General features: G+C 41.7%; 13 protein-coding genes. 9 read left to right on the top strand and 4 right to left on the bottom strand.

The features are described from left to right. Positions 1 to 142 precede the first annotated feature (142 nt). The 6 genes from I6E83_RS02155 (at position 143) to I6E83_RS02130 (ending at position 5,523) form a co-directional block, all read left to right on the top strand. Complete coding sequence (locus I6E83_RS02155) at positions 143 to 751, top strand: rhomboid family intramembrane serine protease (RefSeq protein ID WP_110921813.1); 609 nt, start codon at positions 143 to 145, stop codon at positions 749 to 751. 204 nt (positions 752 to 955) lie between these two features. Then, positions 956 to 1,921: a metallophosphoesterase gene (locus I6E83_RS02150; protein ID WP_197099779.1), complete on the top strand. Its 966-nt coding sequence runs from the start codon at positions 956 to 958 to the stop codon at positions 1,919 to 1,921. 99 nt (positions 1,922 to 2,020) lie between these two features. Next, positions 2,021 to 2,581, top strand: coding sequence for a 5-(carboxyamino)imidazole ribonucleotide mutase (gene purE, locus I6E83_RS02145; protein WP_197099778.1), 561 nt, complete (start codon positions 2,021 to 2,023; stop codon positions 2,579 to 2,581). Positions 2,582 to 2,778: 197 nt separating this feature from the next. After that, complete coding sequence (locus I6E83_RS02140; protein ID WP_197099777.1) at positions 2,779 to 4,131, top strand: 5-(carboxyamino)imidazole ribonucleotide synthase; 1,353 nt, start codon at positions 2,779 to 2,781, stop codon at positions 4,129 to 4,131. Next, on the top strand, positions 4,131 to 4,580 hold the full coding sequence (locus I6E83_RS02135; protein ID WP_197099776.1) for a YaiI/YqxD family protein: 450 nt from the start codon (positions 4,131 to 4,133) through the stop codon (positions 4,578 to 4,580). Before I6E83_RS02140 ends, I6E83_RS02135 begins: the two co-directional genes overlap by 1 nt. A 310-nt stretch (positions 4,581 to 4,890) precedes the next feature. After that, positions 4,891 to 5,523, top strand: coding sequence for an NAD(P)H-binding protein (locus I6E83_RS02130; protein WP_197099775.1), 633 nt, complete (start codon positions 4,891 to 4,893; stop codon positions 5,521 to 5,523). Positions 5,524 to 5,752: 229 nt separating this feature from the next. Here I6E83_RS02130 and epmA read toward each other — a convergent pair whose 3' ends face one another. From epmA to I6E83_RS02115, 3 genes are read right to left on the bottom strand one after another with little or no spacing between them, the layout of a single operon-like run. Continuing rightward, positions 5,753 to 6,808 carry an EF-P lysine aminoacylase EpmA gene (gene epmA, locus I6E83_RS02125; RefSeq protein ID WP_197099774.1) on the bottom strand — a complete coding sequence of 352 codons (1,056 nt, stop codon included), beginning with the start codon at positions 6,806 to 6,808 and terminating at the stop codon, positions 5,753 to 5,755. 56 nt (positions 6,809 to 6,864) lie between these two features. Then, positions 6,865 to 7,977 (bottom strand): 4-phosphoerythronate dehydrogenase, encoded by a 1,113-nt coding sequence (locus tag I6E83_RS02120; RefSeq protein ID WP_227680769.1) that lies wholly within the window; start codon positions 7,975 to 7,977, stop codon positions 6,865 to 6,867. 47 nt (positions 7,978 to 8,024) lie between these two features. Then, complete coding sequence (locus I6E83_RS02115; RefSeq protein ID WP_197099773.1) at positions 8,025 to 9,152, bottom strand: AI-2E family transporter; 1,128 nt, start codon at positions 9,150 to 9,152, stop codon at positions 8,025 to 8,027. An 853-nt stretch (positions 9,153 to 10,005) separates the two neighbouring features. On the opposite strand from I6E83_RS02115, the gene I6E83_RS02110 reads away from it, so the two are divergent. Together I6E83_RS02110 and I6E83_RS02105 are read left to right on the top strand one after the other, a co-directional pair. Then, on the top strand, positions 10,006 to 11,697 hold the full coding sequence (locus I6E83_RS02110; protein WP_197099772.1) for an NAD+ synthase: 1,692 nt from the start codon (positions 10,006 to 10,008) through the stop codon (positions 11,695 to 11,697). Between the two features lie 257 nt (positions 11,698 to 11,954). Then, positions 11,955 to 13,229 carry a hemolysin family protein gene (locus tag I6E83_RS02105; protein ID WP_197099771.1) on the top strand — a complete coding sequence of 425 codons (1,275 nt, stop codon included), beginning with the start codon at positions 11,955 to 11,957 and terminating at the stop codon, positions 13,227 to 13,229. A gap of 115 nt (positions 13,230 to 13,344) precedes the next feature. Here I6E83_RS02105 and I6E83_RS02100 read toward each other — a convergent pair whose 3' ends face one another. Beyond that, positions 13,345 to 14,061: a YggS family pyridoxal phosphate-dependent enzyme gene (locus tag I6E83_RS02100; protein WP_197099770.1), complete on the bottom strand. Its 717-nt coding sequence runs from the start codon at positions 14,059 to 14,061 to the stop codon at positions 13,345 to 13,347. 477 nt (positions 14,062 to 14,538) lie between these two features. Here I6E83_RS02100 and I6E83_RS02095 point away from each other — a divergent pair, with 477 nt between their 5' ends. Next, the gene (locus tag I6E83_RS02095) at positions 14,539 to 15,594 is read left to right on the top strand and encodes a type IV pilus twitching motility protein PilT (protein WP_110921823.1); all 1,056 of its coding nucleotides are present in this window, start codon (positions 14,539 to 14,541) and stop codon (positions 15,592 to 15,594) included. Positions 15,595 to 15,627 lie beyond the last annotated feature (33 nt).

The following is a 15,627-nucleotide window of genomic DNA, read 5'->3' as shown; positions in this document are numbered from 1 at the left end:
ATATTCGACATTTAATCATTAATTATTGGTCATATGTAGGTTTTTACTCAGCCGTAACACTTAGGCTTTGAACACTGCCAGCATTTATAATACTGCCATTTATAACATTGTCATACATCAGGCGCGGCCTAAGGATTTTCCTTTGTTCAATCATACGACCCTTATCATTATAATCACCGTTATTATTAGCTTATTAGCGTGGCAAAATAAAGCGTTATTCAATCGACTTATTTTTTATCCACCAGCGGTAAATAATGGTCAATGGGATCGTTTTGTGACGCATGGTTTTATTCATGCCGATAGTATGCACCTGCTCTTCAACATGTTTACCTTGTACTTTTTTGGTCGCGCGATTGAAGGATTATATCAGTCATTTTTATTCGGTTATGGTTTTGTGGTGTTCTACGTACTGGCCATTATCATTGCGATGATTCCAAGCTACCTTAAGAATAAAAAAAATGCCAGCTACTTAAGCCTTGGTGCTTCGGGTGGTGTATCAGCGGTATTGTTCGCCTTTATTTTGCTAGCACCGTGGGAAAAAATCTATCTATTTGCGGTCATTCCTATCCCTGCTATATTATTTGCAGTCGCTTATGTCGCTTATAGTATATATGCGGACAAACGTGGTGGCTCCAATATCAATCACATGGCACATATGTGGGGTGGTGCATTCGGCGTCATAGCGACGATTGTGCTAGAGCCACGGGTGTTATCACACTTTATCAATGCGCTATTGTCTCCTAGCTTCTAGATAGATAGCTTTTGGATTAGAAATAATAAAACAGTAATGGTACAGGGCTGCTCTTAACGACCATCGCTTTTAACGATAGTAGCTTTTGAAGACAATAGCTCTTAACGATAGCAGCTTTCTGAAATTATTGTAGACAGTAGTTATCTTAGCCTTATCAGTTTCGTATTCTTCGACTTTATATATATTAAGATTTGATAGTTAATTATGATTATAGATGTTATCGGTGATATTCACGGCTATGCAGACAAACTGGTCGGCCTGCTACTACAGTTAGGATATGTTCATAATGGTGAGTGCTTTATACCGCCAGCAGGTCATCGAGCCCTATTCATCGGTGATTTAATCGACCGTGGCTCACAGCAGGTGGCGACATTAGAGATTGTCTTTGCGATGCTAGATGCTGATGTGGCTGATGCGGTAATGGGCAACCATGAATACAATGCGCTGGCTTTTGCCGCACCTAATCCTGATAGTCCTACCCAATATCTGCGCTCACACAATGATGTGCATACACGCCAGCATGAAGCATTTTTAGCCGAACTACCATTTGGCTCAGAGAGCCATCAATATTGGCTACAGCGGTTATATGAAATTCCATTATGGATTGAAACTGACTATGCTTGCTTTGTGCATGCCTGCTGGGATATTGATAGTATGGCGGTATTAATGCCATTATTGACTGATAATAACTGCCTAACCCCATACGGCTTAATCGCCACTGCCAAAGAAGATACCGCACAGTTCGATGCATTAGAGCGAGTATTAAAAGGTGTAGAAACACCACTGCCTGACGGTTTGGTCATGGTCGATAAAGAAGGTACTGAACGCTCACGTGTACGAGTACGGTGGTGGCTTGATGAATTAGAGTCGCGCACACTGCATGAGATTTCACGTGCGCCTTCATCAGCAATGGCTCAAATACCGAAAGATGCAATGGCCGAAAACATCGACTTTGCTCTAAAGACGCACAAACCTGTATTTGTTGGTCATTATTGGCTAACCGGCATGCCCGAACCACTGAGCAATCAGGTCGCTTGTACCGACTATTCAGCGGCAGTAGACAGTGGTTATCTTACCTGCTATCAGCTCGATACCGAGCAGCCACTACCATTACGATCCAGCAACTTCATACAATATCGCCATGATGAAAATATCCATATAAACCCGTAATATTAGCAATATTGACGCATCTATCGTATTAAACCGTAAACTTGGCTTTACGAAGGCGGCTAAATTTTTGTATGATGGTCTTTTTGAGGATATCAACGCATGAGCACCACATCGGCAACTGTTAACACTGTTGAGCAAAACGGACCTATCACCTCTCCTGCTGGTCAACCGAAAGTTGGCATCATCATGGGCTCACAGTCTGATTGGGCAACCATGAGCGCCGCTGCACAATTACTAGCAGATTTCGATATCGCTTTTGAATGCGAAGTGGTCTCAGCACATCGTACGCCTGATAGACTATTTGATTATGCCAAAAATGCGAAAGGTAACGGCTTACAAGTTATCATTGCTGGTGCAGGCGGCGCCGCTCACTTACCCGGTATGTGTGCTAGCCAAACACCACTCCCTGTCTTTGGTGTTCCTGTAAAATCATCTATGCTTAGCGGTTGGGATAGCCTACTGTCTATCGTACAGATGCCTAAAGGTGTCGCCGTTGGCACATTGGCCATTGGCTCAGCAGGTGCTTATAATGCTGCTCTACTTACGATTCAAGTCTTAGCCTTGCATGATGACACGATTGCTACTAAGCTAGATCAGATGCGACAGTCTCAGACAGAGACCATTCTTGCCAGCCCAACGCCAGGTATTATCAATGCCTAAGTAAGTATAGACTGGACGACTTTTATAGCCGAGTCTTTAAGAGTGGTAGCCCAAAAATAAAAGCTATCACACTGTATTTTTTAAGCAAGTCCGATTAGATATAAGGTGCATACAGTGCACCTTTTCCTATTTTCACCCATTGATTTTTAGATTTTAATATACAAAAACCTTATTCACTTTTACTCAAAGAGCCTGCCATGACTACAGCAAACGCTTATCCTGTTACCCAAACCATTCGTACCATCGGTATTTTAGGCGGTGGTCAGCTTGGTATGATGCTTGCCGAAGCAGCCATACCCCTAGGCTACCAATGTGTATTTTTAGAAGACAGTGCCGACTGCCCTGCCAGCCTATACGGTCACGTCTTTCATAGCGAGCAATTAGAAGCATTTATCGAAGCTGCTGATGTTTTTACTCTTGAGTTTGAAAACACGCCGACAGCAACTGTCGAACAGCTTACTGCCTTATCAAAATCTGGTAGCAAGCAAGGCATGTTTCCACCATTGATTGCGCTAGACATTGCACAAGATCGCTTAAAAGAAAAGCAGATGTTTAACTCGCTTGATATTGCCACCGTACCCTTTATGGCTGTCAATTCTGAAGCTGAACTAAAACAAGCTTGTAATGAGTTAGGATTGCCTATCGTTCTAAAAACCAGCCGCGGCGGTTATGATGGCAAAGGTCAATTCGTCATCAAACAAGACAGCGATATTAAAGCCGCTTGGCAAGATCTCAAAGACGCAGTTACTGGAAAAGGCTCACTCACACCGACGCCAGCACCATTAATTGCCGAAGGTTTTATTAACTTTAGCCGTGAAGTGTCTATGATTGCGACACGTGCACAAAACGGTCAGGTTCGTTGCTATGACTTGGTCGAAAACCATCATCACCATGGTATTTTAGCCAAAACCCAAGCCCCTGCTGTTGGAACTAGCCATTTGCTTAAGCAAGCGACCGATGCTATTACCACCGTCATGAACCATTTAGACTATGTTGGTGTCATGGCGCTGGAGCTATTTGTGACAAAAGACGCACGCGGTAATGACGCATTGCTTGCTAACGAAATTGCGCCACGCGTACACAACTCTGGGCATTGGAGTATTGAAGGTGCTATTACCAGTCAGTTTGAAAACCATATTCGCGCAGTCGTCAACCTACCATTAGGTGATACGGATAATGTACATCCAGCGATTATGCTCAATATCTTGGGACAATATCCTGATATCAGCGCCGTGCTAGATATAGATGGTGCGCACTATCATAGCTACCATAAAGAAGAACGTGACGATCGTAAGATTGCGCATATTACTCTGATGCCGAACGATGTGGCCGATTTAGAGCCCGCTTTAGCCAAGCTCGTCGCGACTCTACCTAACAAGATGGGGCTTGAGAAAAAACCTTCTGCGATTGATAGCCAGCCGAAAGTGGAAGATAGTCTAACCACGGCTGACCCTGACAATACTGTAGAAAGTAAAGAATTGGCTATTGAAGACAGCCAGTCAGATAAAGCTATCAATGCTAAGTCGAAAACAGAAAAGGCTAAGAAATAATGCAGATTTGGGTGGATGCGGATTCAGTACCATTGATAGCCAAAGACTTGATTATCAAAACGGCTGAACGCACACAAACCATGGCGATATTCGTCGCCAATCAGTCGATTAAACTGCGCAAGTCACCACTGCTCACTATGACAGTGGTACCGTCAGGGTTTGATAAAGCGGACGATTATATCGTTGAGCAAATACAGCCAGGCGATTTGGCCATTACCAGCGATATACCCTTAGCCAATGATATTTTGGACAAAGGTGGCATGGTTTTGACCACTCGCGGTGTGATCTACGATAAAAATAATATCAAGCAAAAGCTTAATATGCGTGATTTTATGGATACCATGCGTGGTACTGGCGTCTTGGAACTACAAGAGATGAGCGGACAGAAGCCTTATGGTGACCGCGATAAAAAAGCATTTGCCGATGGATTAAATAAATTGGTGCGTTAATCTTAAGACATCCTACTCTTCGGTTATACGTTTTTAGCTATAGTCGATTCAATTTAAAAGCCTAGTTGATTCCGTTTAAAAGAGAGGCAAGGCAACCAGTGTAGAGGTATATCTAATACTTTAAGCGAGGTTAACGCCATAATACTCATAGTGGAATGGCTATATCTTGCAAACCGTATACACTGATAACCAAATACTATTAAATCGGCACGCTTCATAACGAAGCGTGCCGATTTTTTTGTTACTCTACATTCAGCTTTTAAACATCAGTTTTTGAACAAAAATAACGTAAACAATAATAGGAATGATTATGAAGATTTTAGTAATTGGCGCAAGCGGTCGAGTCGGTACTGACTTGGTTAAGCAGTTATTGGCTGACGACCATCAAGTGATTGGTACTACCCGTCAGGAAGAAAAGCTATTTAAAGATGACAATTATAGCCAGCTAGACTTAGACATTACAGCTGAAAAAGACGCAATTCAAAAGCAAATCGATCAAGATATTGACGCTGTTTATTTTGTTGCAGGGTCAGGTGGTAAAGACGTCTTAGAAGTAGACTTGCATGGTGCAGTTAAGACCATTCAAGCGACGCAAGACAAAGGCATCAAACGCTATATTATGCTCAGCACGGTATTCTCGTTAGACACCAGTAAATGGGATAAAATTGCCGACTTAAAAGAATATTATATCTGTAAACATTATGCTGACCAATGGTTAATCAACAATAGCACTTTGGACTACACCATCGTACAGGCAGGCGCGCTAAAAGAGCGTGAAGCCACTGGCAAAATTACTGTCAATAATGACAGCTCAGGCGAAAATTCAATTGAAGATGTCGCCACTACTTTGGCCGCTGTATTAAAGGCAGACAATACTATCAAGACCGTCTTTAGTATGCAAAATGGTGAGACAGCCATTGAGGAAGCTATCGCAAAATTATAATCATTGAAGCAAAAAAGCGAGTAAGCCGAAAGGTTTACTCGCTTTTTTATGGCTGTCATTTGAGAGTAGATTATTAAGTGAGTAATGATATAGTCAACGAACTGCTAAACCGCTACGGTGTTATCCTCCCTAGATGTACGACTTATACAATCTACGGTCGGCTGCCTTGTAGCTGTTTTATATTTCTTTGACTATATTTGGCCCCTAAAGAGTAACTATTAAAAAATAACTATGCCAAACCACTTGGGAACGGAATGACTTCTTCTAGACTACTAGCTCCTGTAATGACCATTAGCAGTCTGTCTATCCCAACGGCAATACCGCTACTGGGAACCAAATCATCAGATGCCGCTAGTAAATGCTCATCGATTGGCATTTGTGGCAGATTGTGACGCTGGCGCAATTGGTTATCTTGCTCAAAGCGTTCTCTTAACGCTTGCCCATCTGCCAGTTCATCATAAGCATTGGCAATCTCGATACCATTAATATAGAGCTCAAAACGTTTGGCAATTTTATTACCATCTTTGTCCAAAGCCGTTTTTGCCAATGCGGCGGTCGTTGGCGGATACTCTATAATTAACGTTGGTAGATCATGGCCTAAATTTGGCTCAACCGCATGACTAAATAACAAATCCAGCCAGCTCTGGCGACGGTCTTCTTCCGTATTTACATTACGGCTTAACTCGCTGTTAAAGTCAAAACCTGTTAAGCCTTTATCTTCTGCTACTGCTTGTAGTGTGGCGAGGCTAGCAGTTAACGGATGAATACCAACAAAATCCATAAAAGCATCAACATAACGGTAATGGCTCATGACGACCGCATTACCATAAAGCGCTTCTAGTAACTCACCCAATTCAGTTGCCATATCATCTAGGCTATAGTTTGGCTGATACCATTCGAGCATCGTAAATTCGATATTGTGCCGTACACCTATTTCATTGTCTCGAAAAACAGGACAAATCTGATAAATAGGCACCTGCCAGCTGGCCAATAAACGCTTCATAGCGAATTCAGGTGACGTATGCAGATAATAGGTTTGAGGTTTATCTTTATAAGTGACCTGCGCCGCGACTGACTGCAAAAAAGTATCGGTATTACCCGCTTGTGACAGTAGCGGTGTCTGCACCTCTAACACTTGTCGTTTGGCAAAAAACTGACGGATATTACTCATAAACTGCGCACGCTGCTGTGCCATCGCTAATGTCATGGTCGGTGCATAGCTAGGCTTAGAGCTAATAGATTTAGAAGTAATAGGCTGCGAAGAAATGTTATTTGCTTGAGTCATTTGTGATCTACTGCGATTGATAAATAATCGGTTTGGTAATTGGGTGTTTGAATTTTTTAAAACTGCCATTCACGACGTAAATGATAATCGCGTCTCAAACCATCAAAGTCAGCACCATCTATCTGCCCATCAGCTTCCTTGCTTCTCAATGAGGCATCATCTTGCTGAATATCATAAAACTTTATCAGTCTGTCTGGATGTGCTTTTAATTCAGACCATAGAAATAAGTTAAGCGGTAATAGCGCGTGCATCGTTTGGGTAGGTATAACGGCCAGTTTTTCACATAGCGCATCATAAATGATTTGTGTGCCACGCAACTTACCTTCTAACGTATAGCCAGCGATATGCGGAGTCGCAATAGCAAGTTTGGATAATAATTGCTCAGCAATCTGAGGCTCATGCTCAAACACATCAAGCACCACTTGTCGCCCAGTACGCTCAATATCTGCTACCAGCGCATCTGCCTCAATCACAGGCCCACGCGCGCTATTAATCAGTATTGTATCAGCAGGCATCATAGCCAATGTATCGGCATCAATGAGATGACGCGTTGGATAATCACTACCTTTGGGATTAGTCGTATTCTTTTCATTTGTTAAAGGCACATGCAGACTGACCACATCGCTTTGGCGAAGTACCTGCTCTAAACTGGCGTTATTTATCTTGGATTTTGGTAATAATGGATCATAACCTAATACTTGCCAACCCAAATCATTGGCATACTGCGCAAGCGTACTACCAATATTGCCCAGACCGATGATGCCCAGAGTGATTGATTGCTGCCAATACTGCGGACGCAACGTTAATGCTGCCGTCAATACATACTGTGCGACAGAATGCTTACTACAGCCAGCAGCATTGGCAAAAGTGATGTGGCGCTGCATTAAATAATCTTGATCGACATGATCCGTACCGATGGTTGCAGAACCCACAAACTGAACACTGTCGTTATTCGCCAACAATGCCTCATTCACTTGCGTCACAGAACGTATCAACAAGATATCAGGTTGCAGTTCTGCAAGTAATAACGCGTTGATATCTCGTCCAGCAACGGTGATGATATCTACAGCCTGCTCCGATGCTTGGCCAAGTGTAGAGGCGTTAAAAAACTTGTCCAAACTGGCGATATTGCTATCAGCCAAAATAGTAATATGATTAATAATATTCATTCTACCCTTCATCGTTTTTATAACCGCGACGCTATAATAGCTGTTATTTATTGTGACTCACTCACTGGTGGCAATGCGTCGTCATCAGTCAGCTCTATCTCTTGTGGCGAAAATATTTCATTTTTATGCTGTGATATCCATTCACGCCATACCGCAAGCCCGATAGCCAATACCACAGGCCCGATGAACAGACCAACAAAACCGAAAGCTGTCAAACCACCTAGCACACCAATAAAAATAATAATAAAAGGAATTTTGGTTGCACCACTAATCACAATAGGACGGATTAAGTTATCAACCCAGCTGATAACCAATACACCCCATAGTGCCAAGCCAATCCCTTCTGTCGTATGGCCTTGACTCATTAACCAAATAGAGACAGCGCCCCAAGCGAATGGTGTGCCAAATGGAATCAATGCAATGATGAAAGTTATAATAGTCAATAAAATAGGACTTGGCGCACCAGAAAAATAATAACCAACGCCCGCAAGCAATGCCTGTGCCAATGCCGTCAAACCAATACCATAAACCACGGCTCGCGTGGTCGTGCCTACAGAATCAATATAACCATCAATACGATTGCCAATGATATTACGCAGTGCTTGACGGATCTGGCGAACCAAGCTGGTACCATCACGATAAAAGAAAAACAGCGTCATCAGTGCCATGCCCAACTTAGCAAGACCGCTAAACACCACATCAAAGGCGACTTTGCCATAATATAAATGTGATTGTACCCAAAGGCGAAACGTCTCTAACGTCCCTTCAGGATTTTTATTGATTCTCCACAGTACATCTTTGACTTGCTGACCAACGATAGGTAAATCTTTAACAGAGTCCGGCACATCTAAGTAGCCGACCTTTATACGATAGATCAAATTACTGATTAAACTGAGCGCCTCTTGCTGTAGGATAAACACACCAATGACAAGTGGCACACCTATCATTAACGAGATACTCATCGTCATGATGGCAGCGCTGACATTGGGGCTTAGCTTTACTTTTTCATAAAAAAAGTTATAAACAGGAAAAGTCACATACGCTAAAATCGCTGCCCACAGTGCTGGCACGATAAAAAACTGTATCACCTGAAAACACAGTACAAACAGCACGACCAATAAGGTAATGGCCAGTAAACGCTGAATAATAAACTCTTTTGTCCAATTTTCAATCATAGCGTATAAACCAAGTACACACAGCAAAGACCTATTATGACTCTGCTGACGAGTTTATAAATGTGAGATGAACCGCAGTTTACAGACCGTGTCCATAAACTGCATCCATTAGCGAGGGTTGTCAATCACCAACATAAACATATGGGTAAAAATCTAATTTGAGAGCGTTAGATCATAGGATACCGTAACATAGATATTGGCTATAATTTTGACTAAAGTGAGATAAAAACAAAGCGATTATCACCGCTTATTATGCAACAAAATACGATGACTATTATAACGCTATGTTGTAATCTTTACTTACAACTTTCTATGCGTAAGCTTACTAGATGATGACAGGAATAGATAGAAGCCAATACATGGGTTTAGTATGTAAAAACAATACATTAATAACGGATTCTACATTCACACTTTAAAGCAATACCTTGTAAGGTAATTCACTGGCGCGTTCTATTTGTCGCGACAATTGATGTTATACTAAAGTCATTATTTTAAGCTTTTCAATATAGTTAAGTTTGTTTGGCCTCATTTATTTTGACCGTTATACAGACACCGTATTTTTCGAACTATATGCCACAACCCTCTTTTATCGCCCTTCTATAGACTATCATAAGATCTAACCTTTAGAGCGGCGTCATAATTTTGGATATTATGCGTAAGCGTTCGTCAGCACTGTATTTTGCCAACGTCATATAAAAGCCTACACGTAATTTAAGCTCATCATATAGGTTCAATATTAGAACTCGATATGAAAAAGTGCTATTTTTAGTTAATTTCGGACTTACTTTGATTTTATTTTAAATCAATACTGACCCATCAAATTTTAAATAATATATCGATAGGAACAATAAAAATGTCAAAAGACACTGATAATCCCAATATAACCCCCTCAACCGAGGCCAACAAGACTAAGAAAACACAAGACACCGTTACTTTTGCTTTGGCCCAATCACATTTTTTGGTTGGTGACATCACTGCCAATGCCGAAAAAATGCGTACATTAGCATTAGAAGCACGTGAGCAAGGTGCGGATGTCATTATCTTCCCAGAGCTAGCACTACTTGGCTATCCTCCACAAGATTTGTTACTACGCCCAAGCTTATCGGGCCGTGTCAAAAGCGCCTTATCTAGCTTAAGTGATATCAACGATATCGTGATGATTGTTGGCTATCCACATGTTGATCATCATGGCACGTTTAACTCTGCTGCTATCCTACACAATGGCCATCAGAAAGGCTTTTATCATAAGCAAATCTTGCCAAACTATGGCGTTTTTGATGAGCGTCGTTACTTTGATAAAGGCCGCAATCAAGTCTTGTTTGATTATAAAGGTATCACTATCGGCCTGCTCATTTGTGAAGACTTATGGGAAAAAGGCCCGATTACTGAGCTCAAAAAGCAAGGAGCCGATCTGGTTGTTAGCTTAAATGCGTCACCTTTCGAGATCGAAAAACAAGAAAACCGTAAAACCATGCTTGCCAAACGAAGCCGTGAAAATAACTTACCTATCGTTTATGTCAATGCCGTTGGCGGTCAAGACGATTTAGTGTTTGACGGTGGCTCTATGGCCATACAAGCTGATGGTAGTGTTGCACACGAAGCACCGCGCTTTATGAATCAGTTACTGCTAGCTACTTTAGACGTCAAGACTGCTAAGTTTGATAGCCAAGTCAAAGCACCTTTGACCTTGAGCCGTGAATCAGAGATGTATCAAGCATTGGTTGTGGGCTTACGTGACTATGTAAACCACTCAGGATTTTCTGGCATTATCGTTGGCCTATCAGGTGGTATTGATTCAGCATTGACGCTATGTATCGCAGTTGATGCGTTGGGTGCTGACAAGGTATACGCGGTGATGATGCCTTACGAATATACATCGCAAATCAGCTTAGAAGATGCACAAGCACAAGCACGTCGTTTGAATGTGTCTTATACCGTTTGTCCTATCTTTGATGCTGTCGAAGGTATCCGTCATACCCTAGCGCCTCTATTTAACAAGTCACCGGCAGATACTACCGAAGAAAACATCCAAGCACGTGCGCGTGGTGTGGTTCTGATGGCATTGTCTAACAAGTTCGGTCACTTGGTCATCACCACTGGTAACAAGTCTGAATTAGCAGTTGGCTACTCGACGTTATACGGTGATATGGCAGGCGGATTCGACGTACTAAAAGATGTTTACAAGTCACAGGTCTATAAGCTAGCCAGCTATCGCAATCGCTTAGAAGATACCCCAGTCATTCCTGAGCGAGTCATTACTCGTCCACCATCTGCTGAGTTGCGTCCAGATCAAAAAGATCAAGACAGCTTGCCTGACTACGATATCCTAGACGGTATTCTTATGTCATATATCGATGAAGACATGGGCTATCAAGATATTATTGATAAAGGCTTTGATGCTGAGATGGTCGCAAAAGTCATTCAAATGGTAGACAATAGCGAATACAAGCGTCTGCAATCACCGATTGGCACTAAAATTAGCCACAAAGCTTTTGGTCGTGAACGCCGTTATCCTCTAGTAAATAAATGGTCAATCAAAGGCTAAGTAATATAAGGTTAATCAACATCCAGCGTCTCTATTTGCCTGACTTCTATTACCTAGGGGTTTAGGCGGCGCTGATAACCTCATGTTTTGCCAAAAACTAAAATACTTTATGACTAGCTGGGTGCTTGCCCAGCTTTTTTAGGTTCTATAAACCGAATTTCTATCCATAACACCTATCTTTTAATCCTAACCGCTTATTTTTTACATTCAACCAATTACCTTTCTTGTTAATCCTTATCCTTTTTACCGAGTATCTCATGAGTTTGCTAACTGCTAGTGTCTTTCTTATTTTACTACTGGCTCTCAGTGCCTTTGTTTCTGCTGCCGAGATTGCTATCGCAGCTGGTCGCAAAATTAAGCTACAAATCATGGCAAAAGAAGGGGATGTTCGCGCATTTGACGTCCTTAAAATGCAGGAGAACCCTGGCAGCTTTATCACTGTCGTACAAGTTGTTTTGAACGCTGTCGCGATTTCAGCTGGTGCAGTAGGTGAGTCAGCCATCAGTCCTTACTTGCGGGTTTTAGTGAACAATGAAGCAGTGTCATCCGTTATATCCTTTGTATTGATTACCAGTTTATTTTCTCTGCTCGCCGACTTAATGCCCAGACGATTGGCAATGTCAAACACAGAGAATATAGCCGTGCGACTTGTACGACCAATGATGCTTTTGATTTTTGTTTTGAAACCAGTGATTTGGATATTTGATGGTGCGGCAAACGTTCTCTTTGAAGTACTAGGTATCTCCACCACACGTCAAGACGATATGACGCCAGAAGATATTTATGCCGTGATGGATGCTGGTGCTGAAGCTGGGGTACTTAAGAAACAAGAACACCACCTGATAGAAAACATCTTTGATATGCAAGAACGTACGGTAACTTCAGTGATGAACCCGCGCGAAAATATCGTTTATTTTGATACAAAGACAAGTACTGAAAAAGTGGTCGAAGTGATGATCGATCAACCGCACAACAAATTTTTGGTTTGTCATGATGATGATTTAGAGCATATTGTGGGTTATGTAGAATCACGAAGCTTTCTCGCGTTAGTGCTTAACCGACAAGAAGTCAGCTTAACGAGCAAAGAGCTATTAATGCCTGCCCTTTTCGTCCCTGATACTTTGTCTTTATTTGAAGTGCTAGAGATGTTCAAATCTACTGGCTCTGACTTTGCCGTAATCGTCAATGAGTATGGATTAGTCGTAGGTGTTATTACGCTCAAGGATGTGATGAGTATCGTCATGGGTGAGCTTGTGACGCTAGAGGAGCAGCCCATTGTACAGCGGACTGATAACTCGTGGTTAATCGATGGAATGACGCCTATTGAGGACGTGGTTCGTGCGTTAGATATTGTCAATCTGCCTCGCAGTCAAAACTATGAGACACTCAGTGGTTTTATGATGTATATGTTACGCAAAATTCCAAAGAAAACAGACACGGTCGAGTATGCCAATTATCGATTTGAGATTATCGCGACCGACAATCTCAAAATCACTCAAATGCTAGTGACCAAAATCGATGAGATTGTCTGATAAATAGCACCTAATGAATCTAGGATAATGTCATCAGTCAAAACATTCTTATTTTCGTCCTGATGATCTCATTGATGACATACCTTACCGACTATCTAGCGTTAGTAAATTAAGATTAAGCTCGTGCACCAAATATGCCAGTGCCGACACGCACCATCGTCGAGCCATTGGCTATGGCTTCCGTCATATCGCCACTCATACCCATACTCAATGTATCCCAACCATTCAGCTCTGGATGCTTTTCTTTAACCTCCTCAAATAGTTGCTTAGTACGAGCAAATGCACCAGTATCTGACTTGGCAGGAATAATCATCAGACCACGTAACTTTAGTCTCTCATATGCTTTGATAGTGGTTACCAATTCCAGTAGCTGATCTGGCAGACAACCTGATTTACTTTCTTCATTGTCGATATTTAATTGAATTAGTACGTTCAATGGTGGCAGTTCAGCTGGACGTTGATCGTTTAAACGTTTGGCAATAATGTCGCGCTCAACCGTTTGCACCCAATCAAAACTCTCAGCAATATCGCGGGTCTTGTTACGCTGAATACTACCAATATAGTGCCAAACTATTCCCTTACCTTCGGGTTGCGACTTTAAATTGTTAATTTTTTCGAGAGCTTCTTGTAGATAATTTTCACCAAAATGACGCTGCCCCTTCTGAGCCAAAGCAGAAATCATATCGGCTGGCTTGGTTTTGGACACAGCTAATAAAACAACACTATCAGCTTGTCTTCCAGCACGATCACTTGTCTGATGTATTTGTTTACTGACTTGCTGCCAGTTATCAATAAGGCTTGAATTATCCATATTATTCTCAGTTTTATTCATGTATCACTCACAGAGGTAATTTGATCCGTTTTTAAATTCGTAATTTTTAATTCTTGTACCGATATCTATTATTGGTCATGATCGCATTTTTTATAGCCATAATTCCATATCTAGCCCAAATCCATATAAACCCGCTATATTTTTATCCTCGCTAACCATACTAATGTATAACTTGCACTCGGTTTCCTTGTATCGAAATTATTTGAATTCAGCTATAAATGAATTCAAATCTATAAATTACGGGGGTAAATGGATAATTTACATTTTCTTATCGTAGTAGATGGTTAAATGTCAGCAGTCTTGTTATTATATTGTTACATGGTTTAACATATGCTACTGAATATAATAGTAATGGTAAAAGCACTAAATTATATTCTATTCATATAGTGTACCTAAGATAGGTCTTTTGTCGATTATCAACCACGCCCCTTTATGCTCGTTTGTTCTACCCTTATTGATTGATAGGAATACCTGATTATGGCTGAAAAAAACAACTTAAGCATCGAAGATTTGCTGCGCTTTACCGTTAAGCATAAAGCATCGGATTTACATATTTCAGCCGGCATGCCTGCCATGATTCGTGTCGATGGTGAAATGACGCGTATTAATATGCCAGACATGACTCACCAAGTCGTACATCAGCTTATCTATGACATCATGAACGATAAGCAACGTGCAGACTTTGAGGAATTCTTTGAGACGGATTTCTCTTTTGAGATTCCTAATCTAGCACGCTTTCGGGTAAATGCCTTTAACCAAAATCGCGGTGCTGGTGCTGTCTTTCGTACCATTCCTTCCAAGGTATTGACCATGGAAGATCTGGGTATGGGCGAAGTATTCAAGCGCATCTCAGACTTAAAGCGTGGTGTGGTACTGGTCACGGGTCCAACAGGTTCTGGTAAATCAACAACACTAGCGGCCATGATTGATTATATCAATGAAAGCCGTAAAGAGCATATCTTAACCATCGAAGACCCTATCGAATTTGTCCACGAATCTAAAAAAAGTCTGATCAACCAACGTGAAGTTCACCGTGATACTTTAGGCTTCGAGCCTGCTCTACGCTCTGCATTACGTGAAGATCCTGATATTATTTTGGTTGGTGAGCTACGTGACCTTGAGACCATTCGTTTGGCATTGACTGCGGCAGAAACTGGTCACTTAGTATTTGGTACTCTGCACACCAGCTCGGCGGCAAAAACAATTGACCGTGTCATCGATGTATTTCCTGCAGCAGAAAAGGATATGATTCGTGCCATGTTATCAGAATCACTCCAAGCCGTGATATCGCAAACGCTGCTACGCCGTCAGGCAGGTGGACGTGTTGCAGCACACGAGATTATGCTAGGTACTCCTGCTATTCGTAACTTAATACGTGAAAATAAAATCGCTCAGATGTATTCTGCTATCCAAACAGGTGCAGGTGATGGAATGATCACACTCGATCAGACACTTAAAAATCTAGTGTCAAAAGGTACAATCAGTAAAGACGTTGCCCGTCCTTATGCTAAACAGCCTGATGCATTTTTGTAGCATTATTTTTATTATTCACCATTAGCGATCTTT

Origin of the sequence: Psychrobacter sp. SZ93C1, assembly GCF_015864635.1 — a bacterium.
In the GTDB taxonomy this organism is placed as follows: Bacteria; Pseudomonadota; Gammaproteobacteria; order Pseudomonadales; family Moraxellaceae; genus Psychrobacter; species Psychrobacter fozii.
This window is presented reverse-complemented; position numbering and strand designations above follow the sequence as displayed.